Source organism: Schnuerera sp., from assembly GCF_035459645.1.
Lineage (GTDB): Bacteria > Bacillota > Clostridia > Tissierellales > Tepidimicrobiaceae > Schnuerera.
This window is the reverse complement of sequence record NZ_DATHXO010000085.1, coordinates 1-1,698: the sequence shown is the minus strand read 5'-3', so window position 1 is coordinate 1,698 and position 1,698 is coordinate 1. Positions and strand designations below refer to the sequence as shown.

Sequence of the window (1,698 nt, the reverse complement as noted above, 5' to 3'; positions counted from 1 at the left end):
CTACTTCATCTTTTAATTTTTCCGTTTCAAATCTATTTTCTTCTATAATCTTTCTATCCTTGTCTATAGCTTTTAATACATCTTCAAATTCAACATTTTCTTTGGATACTAAGGTTTTAGCATATTTTATTATATAGTTTTGCAAACCTAGCCTCTTTGATATTTCAAAGGCATTGGATTTACCAGGAACGCCTATTAATAATTTGTAAGTAGGACTTAAAGTCTCTACATCGAATTCTACAGAGGCATTTTTTACTTTATCCGTTGTCAATGCATATACTTTTAACTGGCTATAATGTGTCGTTGCAATGGTTCTAATGTTTAACTTTAGAAGATGATCCAAGATAGACATGGCTAATGCTGCTCCCTCTGTAGGGTCTGTTCCTGCCCCTAGTTCATCGAATAAGACTAGACTGTTTTGCCCAACTTTATCCAGTATATCCACAATATTGGTCATATGAGAGGAAAAAGTACTTAAGGATTGTTCTATACTTTGTTCATCTCCAATATCAGCAAATACCTGATCAAATACTCCGATTTCAGAATTAAAATCTGCTGGAATGTGTATTCCAGACTGTGCCATCAATGTTAGTAGTCCAACGGTTTTTAAGGTAACAGTCTTTCCTCCAGTATTTGGTCCTGTAATTACTAAGGTGTTGAAATCTTTTCCTATATAAATATCTATAGGGACTACTTCTTTTGTATCTAGTAAAGGGTGACGAGCTTTTTTTATATTTATATATCCATCTTTATTTAATATTGGTTTAGTCCCATTCATTTCTAAAGCTAATTTACCTTTAGCAAAAACAAAGTCCAATCTTTGTAATGTTTTTTGATTATTTCTTATATTCTCTACTTCTGCTGCTACCAGAGAAGTTAATTCGTTGAGGATTTTTTGGATCTCTTCCCTTTCCTTTATTTCTAATTCTCTTAATTCATTGTTTAATTCAACTACAGCCATAGGTTCGACAAAAAGGGTGGCACCACTTGAAGACTGATCATGGACTAAACCTGGAAAATAAGCTTTGTTTTCCTGTTTTATTGGAACCACATATCTTCCTTCCCTCATAGTTACTATACTATCTTGAAGGAATTTCTTGTACTTTTGTGAATTTATTATGGAGTTCAATCTATTTCTTACAGAATCATTCTTATTTATTATTTGTCTTCTAATTTTTTTCAACATAGGACTTGCATTGTCAGATATTTCATTTTCACCTATTATTGCATTGTTTATTTCTTCTTCAACGTGTTTTAAAACTCTTAGACTATAAATCAATTCTTGAATAATAGGATACTGGGTCATTTCCTCTTCTTTTAATTGTTTTAAATATTTTTTCAAACTTCTAGATACCCTTAGAGAATCTGAAACTTTTAACAAATCTGCTGGATTTAATATTCCACCAATTTCAGCTCTTTTTAATTGATAGGATATATCAAATATACCAAAGAGAGGTGGATTGCCATTTTTTATTATTAACCCTAGGGCTTCTTTAGTTTCCCTCTGAAGGTATTCTATTTCATCTATAGAGATGGAAGGCTTTACATTTTTAACCATCTGTTTTCCCAACTCTGACTCTGCTTTTCCCATTAATTTTTCAACAATCTTTTCATATTCCAATACTCTAAATGTTTTCTCGTTCATATTCTCACCTCTGGTTATATAACCCCTCTAAAATAATGTCCCTTTGTTATATC

1 protein-coding gene is annotated in these 1,698 nt (G+C 31.6%); it reads right to left on the bottom strand.

The features are described from left to right. Positions 1–1,645, bottom strand: a 1,645-nt coding sequence (locus VK998_RS02100) for an endonuclease MutS2 (RefSeq protein WP_325224949.1), incomplete at its 3' end; no start/stop codon positions are given. Between the last annotated feature and the right edge of the window lie 53 nt (positions 1,646–1,698).